This is a genomic window from Streptomyces sp. NPDC003300 (genome assembly GCF_040610915.1).
Classification (GTDB): domain Bacteria; phylum Actinomycetota; class Actinomycetes; order Streptomycetales; family Streptomycetaceae; genus Actinacidiphila.
On sequence record NZ_JBEXNE010000013.1, the window covers coordinates 158,795 to 177,724 of the forward strand.

The following is an 18,930-nucleotide window of genomic DNA, read 5'->3' on the forward strand; positions in this document are numbered from 1 at the left end:
CCCGGACCCGACCGCTGGGCGACGCCCGCTGTGGGGCTGTGGCCCCCCGACGTCGGCGTTCCTAGCGTGGGAGCGGGCCCAGCACGGCCCGCGGCGGCGTACGTACCGCGCTTCGCGCCGCCATTCCTCACCGAGGAGGGAACCGCAGATGAGCACCCCCGTCACGACCGAACGGCCGCCCGTGGACGGCATCGCCGACCCCGGACCGCTCGGCCTCGCCGCGTTCGCCGCCACCACCTTCGTCCTGAGTTCCTTCAACGCCCACCTCATCGACCAGAATCTGCTCACGGTGGTCCTGCCGCTCGCGCTGTTCTACGGCGGACTCATGCAACTGCTCGCCGGAATGTGGGAGTTCAAGAAGGGCAACACCTTCGGCGCCACCGCCTTCGGTTCCTACGGCGCCTTCTGGCTCTCCTACGCGGCCTATGTGAAGTTCGTCGTCGGCGATCTGCCCCCGGACACGGCCAACCAGGCCACCGGCCTCTATCTGCTGATCTGGGCGATCTTCACCGTCTACATGACGGTCGCGGCCCTGCGGACCAACGCCGCGCTGTTCGCGGTCTTCGTGGCCCTGTCGGCGACCTTCATCGTGCTGACCGTCGCGGAATTCGACAAGTCCGTCACCATCACCAAGGTCGGCGGCTGGATCGGGCTGGTCACCGCCGTGTTCGCCTGGTACGCCTCCTTCGCCGTCGTCACCAACAGCACCTGGAAGCGCGCCGTCGTCCCCGTGCTCCCGCTGTCAGGACTCCCCGTCGGCCGCCGCGGCGGACCGGTGGAGGAGCCCCACTCATGACCGAGGAGACCCTCTCCAACCTGCTCAGAGAAGACCGGCGCTTCCCCCCGCCGCCCGAACTGGCCGCGCGGGCCAATGTCACCGCGGCCGCGTACGAGGAGGCCGCGGCCGACGTCGAGGCGTTCTGGGCCGCCGCCGCGGCCCGGCTGGACTGGGCCGAGCCCTGGACCCGGGTACGCGACTGGAGCCGGGCGCCCTTCGCCCGCTGGTTCGTCGGCGGGAAGCTCAACGTCGCCGACAACTGCGTCGACCGGCACGTGCGCGCCGGGCTCGGCGACCGGGTCGCCTTCCACTGGGAGGGCGAGCCCGGCGACACCCGCACGCTCACCTACGCCGACCTCCAGGAACAGGTCTGCCGCGCCGCCAACGCCCTGCTCTCGCTGGGCGTGCGGGCCGGCGACCGGGTCGCGCTCTACATGCCGATGATCCCCGAGACGGTCGTGGCGATGCTGGCCTGCGCCCGTATCGGCGCACCGCACACCGTCGTCTTCGGCGGCTTCTCCGCCGACGCGCTGCGCGGCCGGATCCTCGACTGCGACGCGCGGGTGGTGATCACCGCGGACGGCGGCTACCGCAAGGGCGCCGCCTCGGCCCTGAAGCCCGCCGTGGACGAGGCCGTGGAAGGCTGCCCCGACGTCCGCAGCGTCCTGGTCGTGCGCCGTACGGGCCAGGACGTGGCGTGGACCTCGGGCCGGGACGTGTGGTGGCACGACCTGGTGGACGCGCAGTCGGCCGAGCACGAGGCCGAGGCGTTCGACAGCGAGCACCCGCTCTACATCATGTACACCTCGGGCACGACGGCCCGCCCCAAGGGCATCCTGCACACCACCGGCGGCTACCTCACCCAGGCCGCCTGGACGCACTGGGCGGTCTTCGACGTCAAGCCGGAGCGGGACGTGTACTGGACGGCCGCCGACATCGGCTGGGTCACCGGCCACTCCTACATCGTCTACGGCCCCCTCGCCAACGGCGTGACCTCGGTGCTCTACGAGGGCACGCCCGACTCCCCGCACCAGGGCCGGTGGTGGGAGATCGTCGAGAAGTACAAGGTGACGATCCTGTACTGCGCGCCCACCGCGATCCGCACCTTCATGAAGTGGGGCGACACGATCCCGGGCCAGTACGACCTGACGTCGCTGCGACTGCTCGGCTCGGTCGGCGAACCGATCAACCCCGAGGCGTGGATGTGGTACCGGCGCGCCATCGGCGGCGACCGCTGCCCGGTGGTCGACACCTGGTGGCAGACCGAGACCGGCGCGCAGATGATCAGCCCGCTGCCGGGCGTCAGCGTCTGCAAACCCGGCTCGGCGCTCAGGCCGCTGCCCGGCATCTCGGCGGAGGTCGTGGACGACACGGGCCGTCCGGTGCCGAACGGCTCCGGCGGCTACCTCGTGCTGACCGAGCCGTGGCCCGGCATGCTGCGCACCATCTGGGGCGACGAGCAGCGGTACATCGACACGTACTGGTCGCGCTTCCCCGGCTGGTACTTCGCGGGCGACGGCGCGAAGAAGGACGAGGACGGCGACATCTGGCTGCTCGGCCGGGTCGACGACGTGATGAACGTGTCGGGGCACCGGATCTCCACCACCGAGGTGGAGTCCGCGCTGGTGTCCCATCCGCTGGTCGCCGAGGCGGCCGTCGTCGGCGCCACCGACGCCACGACCGGGCAGGGCATCGTCGCCTTCGTGATCCTGCGCGCCGACGGCGAGAAGGCCGCGCGGGAGGCGGGCGGCGACGACGTGGCCAGGCGATTGCGGGCGCACGTCAGCAAGGAGATCGGGCCGATCGCCCGGCCCCGGCAGATCCTCGTCGTCGCCGAACTGCCCAAGACCCGCTCGGGCAAGATCATGCGCCGACTGCTGCGCGACATCGCCGAACACCGCGACCTCGGCGACGTGACGACGCTGACCGACTCCACGGTGATGGACACCATCCGTGAACGGCTGCCCGGCGGCTCGTCCTCCGGCGCCCCGGCGGACGAGGAGTAGCGGGGAGCGGCGTACCGCCCCGGATCCGGTCCCGGCCGGTACGCGACGACGGCCCGCGAGGCGGTCTCCCCACCGCCCGCGGGCCGTCGTCACTCAACTCCCTTGCTGCTAGCGCACCTTGTGCGAGACCAGCGTGTGGTGCCCGGCGCCGACCGCGTCCACGTACACGTTCACGCCGTCACCGCTCACGCGCGCGCCGCCGACCGCCCGCGTGCCGTCCCAGACGGTCCGCCCGTCCAGGGTGACCCGCACCCTCGCGCCGCCGGTCGGCACCGCGAGCCTGCCGGTGGTGCCGCGCGGCGCGTCGGTGGCCAGCGTGAAGCCGCCGCCGTTCGCGCGCCAGGACGCGCTGATCGCGCCGTGCGGGGTGGGCACCTTGCCCTGCGCCCACGTGAGGTCGCCGGGCGTGGGCACGACCGCGTACGAGGCGAAGCCCGCGCCGGTCGGCCGGATGCCCAGCACCTGGTTGGTGAGGCTGACCGTCGGCCCCGAAGCCCAGCCGTGCGCGAGGCTGGTGAACTGCGAAAGGGCGGGCTGTCCCGCCAGGTCGGCCTTCTCCCAGAAGGTGCCGCCCGGGTCCTTCGAGAGCTGGTAGCCCCAGAAGGTACGGATCAGATCCAGGCCGCCGGTCTGCTGCGCGCCGCTCGCGTCGGCCAGACCCAGCCGCGCGCTCGCCTCGAAACCGCTGGGCAGCGGCTCGTAGATCGGCCCGATCGACGCGTTGGGCGTGCTCGGCGCCATCGTCAGCGCGCCGTAGGGACCCCAACTCGTCCGCCGCAGATAGTCCATCGCGCTGCTCGCCTGCCGCTGGTCGGCGACCCCGGTGAGCGCCGCCGCCGCGTTGGCGTCCTGCGGATAGGCGCCGGGGATCTCCCGCGAGAGCCGGTACGCACCGACGGCCGCGTCCCAGAGCTGGTCGTTGACCGCCTTCTTCACCACGGTCGCGCGGTCCGCGTACACCCCGGACGCGGCCTTGTCGTGCCGGGCGGTGGCCAGCTCCGCCATCTCCTGGAGATTGCGCACATACAGCGCGTTCACATACGTCTCGTGCCCGCAGTCGCTGTAGCCGTAGTGGCCGCAGGAGTTGACCGCGCCGAAGGCGATCAGCCCCTGCGGGTCCTGGGCGCGCACCGACTCCAGCCACGCGGTGGCCTTCGTCAGCGCGGGCCACCACCTGTCGAGATAGCCGCGGTCACCGGTGTAGAGCCAGTGCTGGTACTGGTTGTAGACGAACCACGTCACGTACTCGCCGTACGTGCGGATCTCGTCCTGATTGTGCGGCCCGACCAGGCTCTCGCCGGGCATGTACCCGTCCGGCAACTGCTGCGCGGCCAGCGAGGACAGCGAATTGTCCACCGCGTCCGTGTCGTTGGTGCTCAGATACGTGACCGGGACCTGCACCGCCAGGTCGCCCTGCCACACGATGCGGTCCCGCTTGGCGCCGTCGAAGATGACCTCCTTGGCGGGATCGGCGTTCGGCACCTGGCTGTCCGCGTGATCGCCCTCACCCGTCGCGTACGGCCAGCTCTTGGCCGTGTCCGACATCCAGGTGTCGAGCTGCACGGTGTACGCGCCCGCGTACCAGATCTTGTTCAACTCGTCGTCGCTGGACAGGAACCAGCCCTGGTACGCGGCGGGCGACTTCTGCCGCGGCGCCGCGTCGAACTTCACGGACACCGCGCCGAGGTCCACCCAGCCGGGCCCGTCGAGGAACAGCGTCGCGTAGCGGAAACCGCCGCGCAGCTGAGTGTCCGTCAAGGTCGCGGGCAGCTTCGCCGTGTCCAGGGTGATGGTGTGGCTGTCGGCGTCGTAGGTGTACGGCTGGCCGGGATAGCCGTTCCAGATGTTCGCGGTGTCGCAGCCCGGCGCCTGAGCCGCCTCGCCGTTGTTGTCGCCCGGAGCGGTGGCCGCGTACTGCACCGACTCGCTGAAGCACACGTGCAGTCGAGGCGGTGTCTTGGACGCGCCCGCCACCTTGACGCTGATCCGGCCGCCGACGTCCTTGCCGAAGTCCAGTGCCAGCAGCGGGGATTGGGTGCGGTCCCCGGTGCTGACCAGCCGAACGGCCCTGCGGCCGTTGCCCAGCACCGCCTTCGGGTCGCCCTGGATCGCGCCGCCTCTCGCGGTCGCCGACAGTACGCGGACCGGGGTGACCGTGTGGCCGGCCGGCGCCAGGACGTACGGGCGCCAGTCGCCGGGGCGCGGGGTGTAGCCGTCCTGCGTCCAGGGGTCGTGCGCCTTCGCCGCCGCGGTCGTCGTCGGCGCGTCGGCGCCGAAGGCCGAGCCGGGCAGCAGGCCCAGCATGACGGTCCCGGCCGCGACGGCCGCGGCAGCCGCGCGGCTCCTGCGGACATGAATGGGCATACGTCGTTCCCTCTCTGTGTCCCTCTGCGGAAGCGGGTGCGTTCCCGCGCGCGATCCCTGTGGGGCGCGGGCGGGCGGCCGGTCAGCGGCGGCGCACGGTCACCTTGCGGGTGCCCGCCGCCACGCCCGCGATCCGCACATAGCCGCCGGAGAAGGTCACCCCGGTGCGCCGCGCCGACCCCTGCCAGACCGTGCGGCCGTCGAGGCGTACGACGCAGGTGCGCGCGTCGGGCACCGGGACCGCGATCTCGTCCACGGCGCCGCCCGGCGCGTTCACCGTCAGGTCGAACTCACCGCCGCCGCGCTGCTGCCACGACGCGCCGATCACCCCCTTCGCGGTGGTCAACTGGCCCTGTGCGAAACGCTGTTGGCCGGGGTGCGGCTCCACGCGGTGCCCCGCGCCCGCGTCGCCGGTGGGGGAGATGCCCAGGAAGCGGTAGGTCAGCGCCGAGGTCGGGCCCGTCGACCAGCCGTGCGCGGCGCTCATGTACGAACCGGAGTAGTCCGACGTGCCGTCGGTGCGGTAGCCCTCCCAGAACGTACTGGCCGTCCCCGTGGGGCTGTCGAGCATGAAGCCCCACTCGCGGCGGATCAGGTCGAGCGCGGTCGCGTCCTGCCCCGCGGCGAAGTGCGCGTGCACCTCCATGCCGCCGGGGAACGGGTGCACGGAGGAGCCGCTCTTCTCCGGTGACAGCGCGCCCACCGCCGTCCAACGCCACGCCAGCGAGGCGCTGATGGTCCGCGCGCGGTCCGCGGAGTCCACCAGGCCGAACCACACGGCCAGCGCGTTGCCGTCCTGCGGATACAGCGAGGCGCCGCCGCCGGTCGGCTTGTCGCGGTACAGGCCCACGGCCTCGTCCCAGTAACCGCCGCTCTCCACCGCCGACTTGAGCGCGGCGGCCTTCGCCTTCCACGCGCCCGCCGAGGCCGGGTCGCCGAGCGTCGTGGCGAGCGCGCTCGCGGTCACCAGCGCCCGGTACATGATGGCGTTGGCTTCGAGGTTCTTGCCGTCGGCGTCCGAACGCGCCCAGTCCGCCGCGCTGGTGACGTTCAGCAGCCCGTCACCGTCGATCTTCGCGACGATGTACGTCACGGCCTTCTTGTACGCGTCGTACGCCGTACGCGCCCACGCGGTGTCGCCGCTGAGCTGGACGTAACTCGCCGTGCCGATGAGCGTCCACAGGTGGTAGGCGTCGGAGTTGCCGATGAAGTTCACGGCCGGCCCCGCGTACGGGAGCGCGCCGCCGGCGTCCTGGTGGTTGTAGAGCGTCTGGAGCGAGTCGCGCACGGTCACCAGGTCGCCCAGCGACACGTAGTCGGTCAGGACGGAGATGCCGAGGTCGCCCGGCCACACCGTGCGGTCGCGCTTGGCGCCGTCGACCAGCACCGTGCCGCCCGCCTCGCCGACCTTCGCGCTGTTGTCCCAGCCGAGGTCCGGCGGGCCCCAGACCCGGCCCTGGTCGGCGGCGATGATGTTGGTCTGCACGGTGTAGGCGCCCGCGTACCAGACCCGGTTGAGCATGTCGTCGTCGCAGTAGAAGTAGTTGGGGTACGCCGACAGGTCGGCGGCGTTCGGCGCGAAGGTGATCCGTACCGAGACATCGGTCAGGTCCACGGAGCCCGAGGTCTCGTTGACCACCGTCAAGTAGCGGAAGCCGCCGCGCAGTTGGGACGCCGGGTGCGCGGTCGCGGCGGGACCCGCGCCCGCGACCGGGGTGTCCTTGTCGGTGCTGATCCGCCCGCCGGGCGTCACCGCGTAACGCACGGCGGGCTCGTTGTTGCTGCCGCCGTTGGACCCGTCGCTGGACGACGCGCTGACGAAGTTGGACAGCTCGGAGTACGTCAGCCCGACCGTCTGATTCGTTTCACCGCCCGGCCCGAAGCTGAGAGTGACGAATCCGCCGACCTCCTTGCCGAAGTCGAAGGTCACGGAGGAGCCCTTGCCGGTGATCCGGGTGACGGCCTTGGCACCGCGCCCCTTGGTCACCAGCGCCTCGGGCCGCCGCACGACACCGGTGAGCGTGTAGACGGCGACCGGGCGCACCGTACGGCTGGCGGGGGAGAGGTTGAAGGCGTCCCACTTGCCCGAGGGCGCCTTGCCGCCGGGCCGCGAGGCGGGGACCGAGGCGCCCGCGGGCACCGCCGACGCGCCCTGCGGCGCGGCTCCCGCGGCCGGTTCCGCGGCGACGGCCCGGCCCCCGCCCGCCTCCGTCGCCGCGACGAACGCGGCGGCCAGCCCCGTCGTGACGAGTACGCGCCGTGTCGGTCCCTGCACTTCGCTGTGCGGCATGTCTCTCCCGGATGAATCGTTTCAAGATCGCGGACGCGGAAACCCTCACTGATCTTTCTGGGCCGCCGAGCACACTACGTCGGTGTTTCGCGGCCCGTCCATACCCGTGCGGGGAGTTGTTGCCCGGCCGATCGCGGCGGATCCGGGCCGCGGAGCGGCCATGGGGGCTGTGACCAGGGAGGCGGTGGGGGCGGGGGAGGCGTCCCGCCCGGGAGGGAGAAGTGCCCTCTCAGCGGATCAGGCGGATCGAGTGCCGTGGCTCGTCCAGCCGGACCCTGGCACGCGGAGCTGCGGATCGACGACGCGGTCAGCGTAGAGACGTACCTGCGCACCTGGCGCACCCTGCGGGAATCCGCCGTGTACGGCGCCGACGCCCTTCGCGTCATCGGCGCGGCTCGGCGGGACCCGCGGGGGATCTGAGGGAGCCGGTCAGACCGTCGCGACCAGCAGCTCCTCGCCGTTGGAGGTGCGCAGGCCGTCCGGGCGGTCGGCGAAGTAGCGCTCGTTGAGGGCGGCGGCCGAGACGTGGCGGGTGTCGGTGAATCCGGCGGCGCGGGCCAGGGCCAGGATCTCGGCGGGGGCGTAGAAGCTGATGAACGGGGTGCCGGAGCCGCGGGCGCCGTTCTCCGCGGCCTGGCGGACGGCGCGCTCGTCGGGTTCCATCAGGTCCAGCGGCGGCATGAACGTCATGACGACGGTGGAGCCGGGCGCGAGCGAGGCGAGGGTACGCAGAGTGGCGGCGTTGGCCTCCTTCGTGAGGTACATGCTGACCCCGGCGGAGGCCGCCACCGCGGGCCGTCCGGCGTCGAATCCGGCCCTCCTCAGCCGATCCCACCAGGAACCGGCCGTCTCGAAGTCGACCGGCACCAGGCGCAGCCCGTCGCCGACGCCGTAGCCGAGTTCGGTCAGCCGCCGCCGCTTCCACTCCTGCGGCTCCGGCCGGTCGACCTCGAAGATCCGCAGCCGGTCGGCGAGATCCGGCCTGCGCTGCGCGAAGGTGTCGAGCCCCGCGCCCAGCAGCACGTACTGCCCGACGCCCTCGTCCAGCCGCTCGACGACCAGGTCCTCCACGAAGCGCGCGCGGGCCACGACACCCGCACGGAAACGGCTGGTGCCTTCGGGATGCATGTCCCCGCGCTCCCGCCAGCCCGCCTCGGGGTCGGCCAGCCCCAATCCGATCTCGTCCGCCAGCACATGCGGCGGCGGGTCGTGCAGCACATGGACCGCCCGCCACAGCGCGACCCGTACGGCGGTGCTGTCGGGCTCGGCCGCCGCGCCGTCGGCCTCCGGGACGGCGCGGCCCGCCGTCGATCGCTCGTGCCGCTCGCTCATGTCGCGCTCCCTGTCGGTGCTGCCTGTCGCCTGGTGTGGTGCACGGCCCGCCGTGCGGACGGTCAGCTCTTCGCCGGGGCCTGGAGGCTCCACAGCCGGCCGTCCGGGTCCCGTACGGTCATCTCCCGCGTCCCGAAGTGGGTCTCCTCGAACGGCGTGACGACCTCGACGCCCGGCGCGGCTTCGAAGGCGTCCGCGTCGGCCACGGTCAGCACCATCCGCGGCGCCCGCGGCTCCTGGCTCTCCGGGATCTCGGCGATGAAGAGATACGGTCCTTCGCCGTTGCGCAACTGCCCCGAATTGTGATCCGTCGAGAACTCCAGCTCGTAGCCGAGCCCTTGGAAGAACTTGGCCGCCTTGCCCCAATTGTGCGTTTCCAGGAACACGGCCTCGATGCCCCGCGTCGTCATCTCAACTCTCCTTGTCACTCGCCCGCCGCCGCTGGTCGCGGGGCTCCGCCGCCTCGTCGAGATACGCGCGCAGCGCCTCGGCGACCAGCGCCGACAGCGACTTCTCCGACTCGATGGCGTGGTGCTTGACCTGCTTGATCAGCCCTATCGGCAGATACACGTTGAACTGCTTGACGTCGTCGTCGCCCACATCGCCCATGCTAGCAATCTAGTTCCCTAGGTCAAGCTTCCGGGAAAAACCACGCGACGCGCGGCGCCCGATCGTCGATACTCCGCGCGTGGCCACCATGAACATCGGCAGGACCGAACGCGCCCCGTACCTCCGCTTCTCGCCGGCCGCGCGGGCCCGACGCGGCTTCGGCGCGATCCCGCCGACGGCGCTGGTGCTGCTCGGCACCCTCAGCGTCCAACTGGGCTCTGCGGTGGCCACGCACCTGTTCAGTGCGGTGGGCAGCCTTGGTACGGTCGCGCTCCGGCTGTTCTTCGCCGCGGTCGTGCTGACGGCGCTGTGGCGGCCGTCGCTGCGGATGGACCGCCGGGCGTGGGCCGTGGTGATCGGCTACGGCGTCACGATCGGCGTGATGAACCTCTGCTTCTACCAGGCGCTGACCCGGCTCCCGCTCGGGATCGCGGTGACCACCGAATTCCTCGGACCGCTGACGGTGGCCCTGGCCGGGTCGCGGCGGTGGCTGGACGCCTTCTGGGCGCTGCTCGCGGCGGCCGGTGTGCTCCTGCTGGTCGGGGGACGCGGCGACATCGACCTCGTCGGTTTCCTGTTCGCGCTCGCCGCCGCCGCGTGCTGGGCCGCGTACATCCCGGTCGGCGCGGCACTGGGCCGGCACACCGCCCACGGCAACGGTCTCGCGCTGGGCATGGTCGTCGCGGCCCTGGTGGCCGTCCCGTTCGGTGTGGCCGGCGGCAGTACGGCGCTGGTCCACCCGTGGGTGCTGGCCGCCGGATTCGGCGTCGCGCTGCTGTCGTCGGTGGTCCCGTTCTCGCTGGAACTGGAGGCGCTGCGCAGGATCCCGCCGCGGGTCTTCGGCATCCTCATGAGCCTCGAACCGGCGATGGCCGCCCTCATCGGCCTGATCGTGCTCCAGGAGGCGCTGCGCTGGACGCAGTGGATCGCGGTGCTGTGCGTGGTGGCGGCCTCGGCGGGCGCCGCGCGCGGTGCCCGCCTCGACGTCACGGACGCCCCGTAGGGCCTGCCCGGCGGACCCGTAAGGCTTGTCCGGCGGACCCGGACGCCCCGTAGGGCCTGCCCGGCGGACCGCGCCGAACAGGCCCCCGGCAGGGCTCAGAGCTTGAGCAGGAAGGTGAAGTCGCCACCCGCCTTTCCGCTCAGGCGGTGCGCCGAGACGATCTTCCCCTCGTCGATCAGCCGCTTGACCTCGGCGCGTGAGACGCCGAGCCCGTCGGCGATCAGCCGGACGGGCCGGAGCGGGATCTGCGCCGCGAAGCGCACGGACACCTCCAGGGCCTCGTCGTCCGCGTGACCGGGGCCGGTGATGTCGAGGCGCCAGGCGTCGGTCCAGTCGAGGGCGACGCCGTTGCGGTGCCGGACGGCCGGGTGTCGGAGCAGTTCGGCCGTCAGTCCGGGGTCGTTGGTGTGGAGCCTGTCCAGCAGGTCGGGGCGCAGGGAGCGCACGTTGACCCGCTCGAAGACCGTGAGCTTCGCGGTCTCCCCGCATCCTGCGCACAGGACGAGGAGCCAGACGTCGAGGGACTTGTGGTGCGCGTTGACCCGGAATCTGCCGCTCGCCCGGAAGCGATCGGACGGGCACGAGTGGCAACGGCGCACGACAAGAGGCGGGCAGGTGGGAGCGACCACCCAGGTTTGTGACACGAATGAACACCTGTTCGGTGAGAAAAACCGCAGCGAAAAGGGGCACGGCGCCCGGGGGCGACGTGCGACAGATCAGCGCCAGGGGTGTCTCAACAGGTGTACAACGGCGTTCCTTTGCCACGGCGACAGGTGCGGCAGCACGATAACCGTGCGTGGCGGCACGGTTCCACGGGTTTTCGCGGCCCGGCTCCCGAGGCATCCAGTCACACCGCGAATTCGCCCAACTCGGTACAAAATGCCCGCAAGGCGACCGTGTCCTCTGCCGAGTCGGTGCCGATTCAAGGGATTTGACGGACAAATACCCGCCATTGTGGGGGTATGCACCCCGTCCTTTGATCATCCTGCGCTGCGCCATTGACGCCAGGGGCTCTTCGGGCAAAGATTCCTGACGTCTCATTGGCATGTCCCCGTGCCTCCCACCACCTGTATCCCAGGTGTGCTCTGACAACGTTGTCAAACGAGTAGAGGACAAAATGACTCCACGGATGCCGCGTCTGCGCTCCGCGGCGCTGGCCGCGCTCACCGCGCTGCTCGCCGCCGGAGCGGCGACGCTGCCCGCGCAGACCGCGTCGGCCGACGGCGGTTCCGCCGCCGCCGGCGGCGATCTCACGCACCTGGTCAACCCTTTCATCGGCTCGCAGGACGACGGGAACACCTACCCCGGCGCCGCCGTGCCGTTCGGAATGGTGCAGCTCTCGCCCGACACCGGCCACAACACGGGTTACGACTACAACCAGGACCACATCCGCGGCTTCAGCTCCGTGCACCTGTCAGGCGTGGGCTGCGGGCTCGGCGGCGACCTGCCCGTACTGCCGACGACCGGTGCGATCACCGCCACCGACGACGCCGCCTACGCCGCGAAGTTCAGCCACGCCGACGAGACCGCTTCCCCCGGCTACTACAAGGTCAAGCTCGACACCGGCATCACCGCCGAACTGAGCGCCACCACCCGCACCGGCTGGCAGCGCTACACCTTCCCGGCGACCGACCAGGCCAACGTGCTGCTCAACAGCGGCCAGGCGCTGCACAAGGTGACCAGCAGCACGGTGACCGTGCTCGACGACCGTACGGTGCTGACCGCCATCACCGGCCGCGGCTTCTGCCAGGACACCCAGCCGTACACGGTGTACACCGAGACCCGCTTCGACCGGCCCTTCCAGTCGTACGGGACGTGGAGCGGCAAGACCGTGACGGCGGGCAGCCGTACCTCGACCTCCACCGGGCTCGGCGGCGCCTACGCGCGCTTCGACACCACGAAGGACCAGCAGGTCACCGCGGTCACCTCGCTGTCGTGGGTGAGCCAGGACGGCGCCGCGAAGAACCTCGCGGCCGAGGGGCGCGGCACCTTCGACACGACGGCCGCCGCCGCGCGGCAGTCCTGGCAGGACCGGCTCGGCCAGATCCGGGTGCGGGGCGGCAGCCAGGAGCAGCAGCGGACCTTCTACTCCTCGCTCTACCGCTCCTTCCTCGCGCCGAACGTCGGCAGCGACGTCGACGGCCGCTACACCGGCTGGGACGACAAGGTGCACCCGGCGGGCGGCATCACGTACTACCAGAACTGGTCGCTGTGGGACACCTACCGCACCCAGCAGCAACTGCTGTCGCTGCTCGCGCCGAGCGAGTCCCGCGACATGGCGCTGTCGCTGCTGCGCGTCGCGGACGAGGGCGGACAGCTTCCGCGCTGGGGGTACGCCACCGCCGAGACGAACATCATGACCGGCGACCCGGTGACCCCGTTCCTGGTGGACGCCTACCGGCAGGGCCTGCTCAAGGGCCATGAGGAGGAGGCGTACCGCGCGCTGAAGAAGCACGCGGACACCGTGCCGCCCGCCTCTTCGCCGTCCGCGGGCCGGCAGGCCGACGTCGAGTACCTGGCGAACGGCTATGTGCCGTACGACCCGGCGCGGCCCGGCAAGCCCGGTGACAACGACTTCCAGCACGGCCCGTCCGCGACGCTCGAATACGCGCTCGCCGACGCCGCCCTGGGCGGGATGGCGCGGTCGCTCGGTCACACCGCGGACGCCCGGCGCTATCTGACGCGAGGTCAGAACTACCGGAACATCCTCGACCCGAGCACCGGCTTCTTCCGGGCCAGGAACACCGACGGCGCCTTCGTCGGCCCGGCGGACCCCGCCTCCAGCGTCGGCTTCCACGAGGGCACGTCCTGGCAGTACATGTGGCTCGTCCCGCAGGACGTGCCGGGGATAGTGGATCTGATCGGCGGCAACGCGACCGCCAACGCCCGGCTCGACTCCTTCTTCGCCTACGACCAGTTGGTGAAGGACCCGGCGGGCACCGCGCGCGATGTCTGGGTCAACGGCCCGTACTCGTACTACAACCAGGACAAGTACAACCCGCAGAACGAGCCCGACCTCAGCTCCCCGTACACGTATCTGTCCACCGGGCAGCCGTGGAAGACCACCGACGTGGTGCACGCCGGGCTGACCCTCTTCACGGACGCGCCGAACGGCGTCACCGGCAACGACGACCTCGGCACCATGTCGTCGTGGCAGGTGCTCTCGGCGATCGGCATCTACCCGATGACGCCGGGCACCGACCTGTGGGGCCTGTCCACGCCGGTCTTCGACCGGGTCGACCTGACCCTCGACCGGCACTACTACCCGAGCGGCAAGATGACGATCACCGCGCCGGGCAGCACCGACACCAACCGGTATATCCAGTCCGCGCGGCTCGGCGGCAAGAGCCTGCGGACCACGTACATCAGCACCCGGGACATCAAGGCGGGCAAGGACCTCTCGCTCACCGTCGGCGCCAAGCCGTCGAGCTGGGGCACCGGCAAGAACGACGGGCCGCCCGCGCCCGCCCACGTGGCGGCGCCCGTACGGCACACCGCCGCGTCGCTCTCCCCGGCCGCGCCCGGCGTCCTCGCGGGCGGCCCCGGGACGGACGTGGACGTCTCCGCCGTCCTCACCGCCCCCGGCAAGGTCTCGGGCACCGTCACGGTCAGCGCGCCGCACGGGCTCACCGCGAGCCCGCGCACGAGCGGCTTCCGCGTGGACTCGGGGACGCTGCCCACCACCAAGGTCGTGCCGGTACGGATCTCCGCCCCGGCGGGCACCCCCGACGGCACCTACCAGGTCACCGTCAAGGTCACGCAGTCCGGCGGCCCCTCGGTGACCAGGACCGTCCCGGTCTCGGTCGCCACCTCGACCTGCCAGGGCGGCAGCGGGTACTGCCCGCAGGACCTGTCCGCGCAGTACGACGTGGACGGCGTCAGCACGGCGGGCGCGACCGGCGCCGACTTCGACGGCACCGGGACCAGCTTCCCCGCGGAACAGCTCCCGGCGCCGGGCCCCGGCGTGCTCGGCGGGCGGGCCTACACCTTCCCCGACACCACCGGCGCCGCGGCCAACTTCGCCACCGCGCACGGCCAGAGCGTCGCTCTCGTGCGGCGCTCCTACTCCGCGCTCGACGTGCTGCTCACCGCGCACCACGGCGACGTCACCGGCGCCGCCACCGTGCACTACTCGGACGGCACGTCCGCGCCCGTCACCCTGACCGCGACCGACTGGGCGGCCAGCGCTCCCCGGCTCGGCGAGGACGCCGCGATCCACGCCGACTCCCGCTACGACAAGCAGGGCGCGCCCGACGGTGTCGGGGTCGACATCTGGCACATCGCGGTCCCGCTGGACAGCGCGAAGACCGCCGTCTCCCTCACCCTGCCCGACGACGCCCGGCTGGCGCTGTACGCGATCAGCGGACGTGACGCGTGACGAGCGACGCCCCCGAACCCGTATCCGAACCCGCACCCACAGCGGCACCCGCACCCGTAACAGAACGTCCCGGAGCACGACCCGGAGCCGCAAGCAGAAAGGCAACACCCATGAGACGTGGCCCACTTCGCCGCACCCTCACCAGAACATTGCTGGCAGGCGCGGTATCGATGACCCTGACCGTGCCCGCGTCCGCCGTGGCGCACGCGGACGCGGACGCGGCCAAGTCGGGCGGCGCCCCCGCCTTCACCACCTCCTTCGAGTCCGGCGACACGCAGCCCACGTGGAGCAGCACCGCCGAGACCGACGCCAAGGGCAACCCCCTGGTCTCCGGCGTGACCGCGGGCACCCTCCCGGTGCTGGCCGGCAGCGTCAAGGACAAGATCGCCGAGGTCACGGCCAGTTCGGACAATCCGCCGAACGAGGTCGCGAAGAACGCGGCCGACGAGGACGCCAACACCAAGTGGCTCACCTTCGCGAACACCGGCTGGCTCCAGTACAAGCTGTCCGAGGACGTGACGGTCAAGAAGTACGCGCTGACGTCCGCGAACGACTCGCCCGAGCGCGACCCGAAGGACTTCACCCTCCAGGGCTCCGACGACGGCAGCACCTGGACGACGGTGGACACCCGTAGCGGCGTGAAGTTCAGCGGCCGGTACAAGTCCAACATCTACGACGTCGCCGACCCCGCGCCGCACCGCTACTACCGGCTGAACGTCTCGGCCAACAACAGCGGCGACATCGTGCAGCTCGCGGACCTCATCCTGTCCGACGGCTCCCCGGCGCCGACGCCCGTCGCGGGCATGACCACCGAGATCGGCAAGGGCCCCGCCTCCGGGCCCAATGTGAAGCCGAGCGTCGGCTTCAGCGGCCTGAAGGCGCTCCAGTACTCGGGCACCCACACGAAGTCCGGCGCCGTGCACGCCTATAACAAGCTCTACGACGTGCGCATCCCGGTCAGCCGCAACACCCAGCTCTCGTACGACATATTCCCCGAGCTGACCGGCGGCGACCTGAAGTACCCGAGCACGTACGCCTCCATAGACCTGCACTTCACCGACGGCACGTACCTGAGCAAGCTGCGGACCCCGGCGCTCGACGAGTACGGCACCCCGCTCAGCCCGCAGGGCCAGGGCGCGGGCAAGATCCTCTACGCCTCGCAGTGGAACGCCGTGGTCTCCGCGATCGGCAAGGTCGCCGCGGGCAAGACGATCGACCGGGTCCTGCTCGGCTACGACGACCCGGCCGGCAGCTCCGAGGCGGGCGCGTCCACCCAGTTCAAGGGCTGGATCGACGACCTGACCATCGGCGCCGCCCCGGCGCCCACCGCCAAGAGCTACGCCGAGCACGTCGACACCCGGCGCGGCACCAACGCCTCCGGCTCCTTCTCGCGCGGCAACAACCTGCCGCTGACCGCGGTCCCGAACGGCTTCAACTTCTTCACGCCGGTCACCGACGCGGGTTCGACGAGCTGGGAGTACAGCTACGCGGCCCAGAACAACGCCGACAACCTGCCGACGCTCCAGGCGCTCGGCATCAGCCACGAGCCCAGCCCGTGGATGGGCGACCGCGACACCTTCCAGGTGATGCCGTCCGCGGTGTCCGGCACCCCGGACCTGAACCGGAGCAAGCGGGCGCTGGCCTTCGACCACAAGGACGAGGTCGCGCAGCCGCACTACTACGGCGTCACGTTCAAGAACGGCGTGAAGGCCGAGATAGCACCGACCGACCACTCGGCCGTCTACCGCTTCACCTTCCCCGGTGACAACGGCGACCTGCTCTTCGACAACGTGAACAACAACGGCGGCCTGACCTTCGACGCCGCCAAGGGCACCCTGGACGGCTTCTCGGACGTCAACATCGGCGGCGGCGAGGCCGCGACGCGGATGTTCGTGCACGCCGAGTTCGACCGGACCCCCGGCACGGCCACCAAGGTCACCGGACAGGGCCGCGACAACGTCACCGGCTACGCGCAGTTCGACACGTCCAAGAGCAAGACCGTGACGATGCGCCTGGCCACCTCGTTCATCAGCGCCGACCAGGCGAAGAAGAACCTGGACCTGGAGATCCCGCAGGGCACGTCCTTCGACAGCGTCAAGAAGAGCGCCGAGCGGCTGTGGAACGCCAAGCTGGGCAAGGTCGAGGTCCAGGGCGCCAGCGACGACCAGCTCACCACGCTGTACTCGAACCTGTACCGGATGAACCTGTACCCCAACTCCGGTTCCGAGAACACCGGTACGGCCAGGAAGCCGGTGTACAAGTACGCCAGCCCGTTCTCCAAGGCCACCGGCAGCAACACACCCACCGAGACCGGCGCGAAGATCGTGGACGGCAAGGTCTACGTCAACAACGGCTTCTGGGACACCTACCGCACCGAGTGGCCCGCCTACTCGCTGCTGGAGTCGAAGACCGCGGGTGAACTCGCCGACGGCTTCGTGCAGCAGTACAAGGACGGCGGCTGGATCTCGCGCTGGTCCTCGCCGGGCTACGCCGACCTGATGACCGGCACCAGCTCCGACGTCGCCTTCGCGGACGCCTTCGCCAAGGGCGTGGAGAACTTCGACGCCAAGGCCGCCTACGAGGCCGCGGTCAAGAACGCCACCGTCTTCCCGACCGCGGGCGGTGTCGGCCGCAAGGGCCTGGACACCTCGGTGTTCACCGGGTACACCAACACCTCGGTCGACGGCAGCGTCTCGTGGTCGCTGGACGGCTACATCAACGACTACGGCATCGCCACCATGGCCGCCAAGCTCGCCAAGGACCCGCACACCTCCAAGGCCGACCGGCAGCGCTACCAGGAGGAGTCCGCGTACTTCCTGGGCCGTGCGCAGAACTACACCAACCTGTTCAACACCGGTGTCGGTTTCTTCGAGGGCCGCAAGGCCGACGGCTCGTGGCGCGTCCCGGACGCCCAGTACGACCCGCAGCAGTGGGGCAACGAGTACACCGAGACCAACGCCTGGAACTACGCCTTCACGGTGCCGCAGGACCCGAACGGCCTCGCCGCGCTCTACGGCGGCCAGAAGGGCCTGGAGAAGAAGCTCGACGCGTTCTTCAACACCCAGGAGACCGCCGACGGTGACGCGGGCGGCTACGGCGGCACCATCCACGAGATGCTGGAGGCTCGCGACGTCCGGATGGGTGAACTCGGCCTGAGCAACCAGCCGTCGTTCGCCATCCCCTACATGTACGACTACGCGGGCGACCCGGCCAAGACCCAGGCCGTCGTGCGCGAGGCCACCCGGCGGCTGTTCACGGGCAGCTCGATCGGCCAGGGCTTCCCCGGTGACGAGGACAACGGCGCCACCGCCACCTGGCAGATCTTCAGCGCGCTGGGCTTCTACCCGCTTCAGGTCGGCAGCGACAACTACGTGATCGGCTCCCCGCTGTTCACCAAGGCGACGGTCCACCTGGACAACGGCAAGAGCATCGTCGTCAACGCGCCGAACAACAGCAGCAGCAACATCTACGTGCAGTCGCTGAAGGTCAACGGCAAGGCGTGGAACAAGGTGTACCTGACGCAGAGCCAGCTCTCGTCCGGTGCGCGCCTGGACTTCACCATGGGCTCCAAGCCGTCCAAGTGGGGCACGGGCAAGAACGCGCTGCCCGCGTCGCTGACCCCGGCGGGCAAGGCGCCGCAGCCGCTGGCGGACCTGACAGGGCCCGACCTCGGCACCGCGACGTCCGCTGACGGCACTGATGTCGCCGCGCTCTTCGACAACACCTCGAAGACCGGGGTGACCTTCCCCGCCGCCGACCCGACGGTGCAGTACGCCTTCACCGGGAGCGCGGCGAAGAAGCAGGCCGGTTTCTACACCCTGACCTCCGGCAGCACCGCGGCACAGGACCCGAAGAGCTGGCAGCTCCAGGGCACCACCGACGGCAAGCACTGGAGCACGCTGGACTCCAGGAGCGGCGAGAGCTTCGACAGCCGCCTCCAGACCCGGCCGTTCCAGATAGCCCACCCCGGCGCGTACTCCACCTACCGCCTGGTGGTGACCGCCAACAACGGTGCCGCGTCCACGACGCTGACCGAGGTGGAACTGCTGGCACAGCAGGGGCAGGGAGGCCACGGGCACTGACCCGCAGGTCCGTACGACCCGTGTGAGACCGGGGGCCGCGACACCATGTCGCGGCCCCCGGCCGCGTTCCCGGCCCCGGTTCTTCGGC

Annotated in this window: 10 protein-coding genes and 2 pseudogenes; 6 read left to right on the top strand and 6 right to left on the bottom strand. The window is 70.9% G+C overall.

Annotated features, from left to right (window positions below; genetic code table 11):
- The first annotated feature begins 148 nt into the window (after positions 1–148).
- Together ABZX65_RS20520 and acs are read left to right on the top strand one after the other, a co-directional pair.
- Positions 149–796: an acetate uptake transporter gene (locus tag ABZX65_RS20520; protein WP_188284288.1), complete on the top strand. Its 648-nt coding sequence runs from the start codon at positions 149–151 to the stop codon at positions 794–796.
- Positions 793–2,784: an acetate--CoA ligase gene (gene acs / locus ABZX65_RS20525; RefSeq protein ID WP_355341642.1), complete on the top strand. Its 1,992-nt coding sequence runs from the start codon at positions 793–795 to the stop codon at positions 2,782–2,784. Before ABZX65_RS20520 ends, acs begins: the two co-directional genes overlap by 4 nt.
- A gap of 108 nt (positions 2,785–2,892) precedes the next feature.
- On the opposite strand, the gene ABZX65_RS20530 is transcribed toward acs, so the two are convergent.
- On the bottom strand, positions 2,893–5,148 hold the full coding sequence (locus tag ABZX65_RS20530) for an alpha-L-rhamnosidase C-terminal domain-containing protein (protein ID WP_355341645.1): 2,256 nt from the start codon (positions 5,146–5,148) through the stop codon (positions 2,893–2,895).
- A gap of 82 nt (positions 5,149–5,230) precedes the next feature.
- Positions 5,231–7,438 carry a hypothetical protein gene (locus ABZX65_RS20535; RefSeq protein ID WP_355341648.1) on the bottom strand — a complete coding sequence of 736 codons (2,208 nt, stop codon included), beginning with the start codon at positions 7,436–7,438 and terminating at the stop codon, positions 5,231–5,233.
- Positions 7,439–7,714: 276 nt separating this feature from the next.
- On the opposite strand from ABZX65_RS20535, the pseudogene ABZX65_RS20540 reads away from it, so the two are divergent.
- A pseudogene (locus ABZX65_RS20540) lies at positions 7,715–7,858 on the top strand (transcriptional regulator); the annotation flags it as partial.
- A gap of 9 nt (positions 7,859–7,867) precedes the next feature.
- Here the strand turns inward: ABZX65_RS20540 and ABZX65_RS20545 are convergent.
- The 3 genes from ABZX65_RS20545 to ABZX65_RS20555 all read right to left on the bottom strand — a co-directional run bounded on the left by ABZX65_RS20545 (position 7,868) and on the right by ABZX65_RS20555 (position 9,370).
- Positions 7,868–8,770: a class I SAM-dependent methyltransferase gene (locus ABZX65_RS20545; RefSeq protein ID WP_355341651.1), complete on the bottom strand. Its 903-nt coding sequence runs from the start codon at positions 8,768–8,770 to the stop codon at positions 7,868–7,870.
- A gap of 62 nt (positions 8,771–8,832) precedes the next feature.
- Positions 8,833–9,180: a VOC family protein gene (locus ABZX65_RS20550; protein WP_355341654.1), complete on the bottom strand. Its 348-nt coding sequence runs from the start codon at positions 9,178–9,180 to the stop codon at positions 8,833–8,835.
- Position 9,181: 1 nt separating this feature from the next.
- Positions 9,182–9,370, bottom strand: coding sequence for a ribbon-helix-helix protein, CopG family (locus ABZX65_RS20555; RefSeq protein ID WP_355341781.1), 189 nt, complete (start codon positions 9,368–9,370; stop codon positions 9,182–9,184).
- 97 nt (positions 9,371–9,467) lie between these two features.
- Here ABZX65_RS20555 and ABZX65_RS20560 point away from each other — a divergent pair, with 97 nt between their 5' ends.
- Positions 9,468–10,382, top strand: coding sequence for an EamA family transporter (locus ABZX65_RS20560; RefSeq protein ID WP_355341784.1), 915 nt, complete (start codon positions 9,468–9,470; stop codon positions 10,380–10,382).
- Positions 10,383–10,477: 95 nt separating this feature from the next.
- Here the strand turns inward: ABZX65_RS20560 and ABZX65_RS20565 are convergent, their stop codons facing one another.
- A complete protein-coding gene (locus ABZX65_RS20565; protein WP_355341657.1) occupies positions 10,478–11,026 on the bottom strand; it encodes a DUF1062 domain-containing protein in 549 nt (182 codons plus the stop codon).
- 473 nt (positions 11,027–11,499) lie between these two features.
- Between ABZX65_RS20565 and ABZX65_RS20570 the strand changes: the two are divergent.
- A pseudogene (locus ABZX65_RS20570) lies at positions 11,500–13,824 on the top strand (GH92 family glycosyl hydrolase); the annotation flags it as partial.
- Between the two features lie 1,106 nt (positions 13,825–14,930).
- Positions 14,931–18,842 carry a GH92 family glycosyl hydrolase gene (locus tag ABZX65_RS20575; RefSeq protein WP_355341660.1) on the top strand — a complete coding sequence of 1,304 codons (3,912 nt, stop codon included), beginning with the start codon at positions 14,931–14,933 and terminating at the stop codon, positions 18,840–18,842.
- Positions 18,843–18,930: the final 88 nt, after the last annotated feature.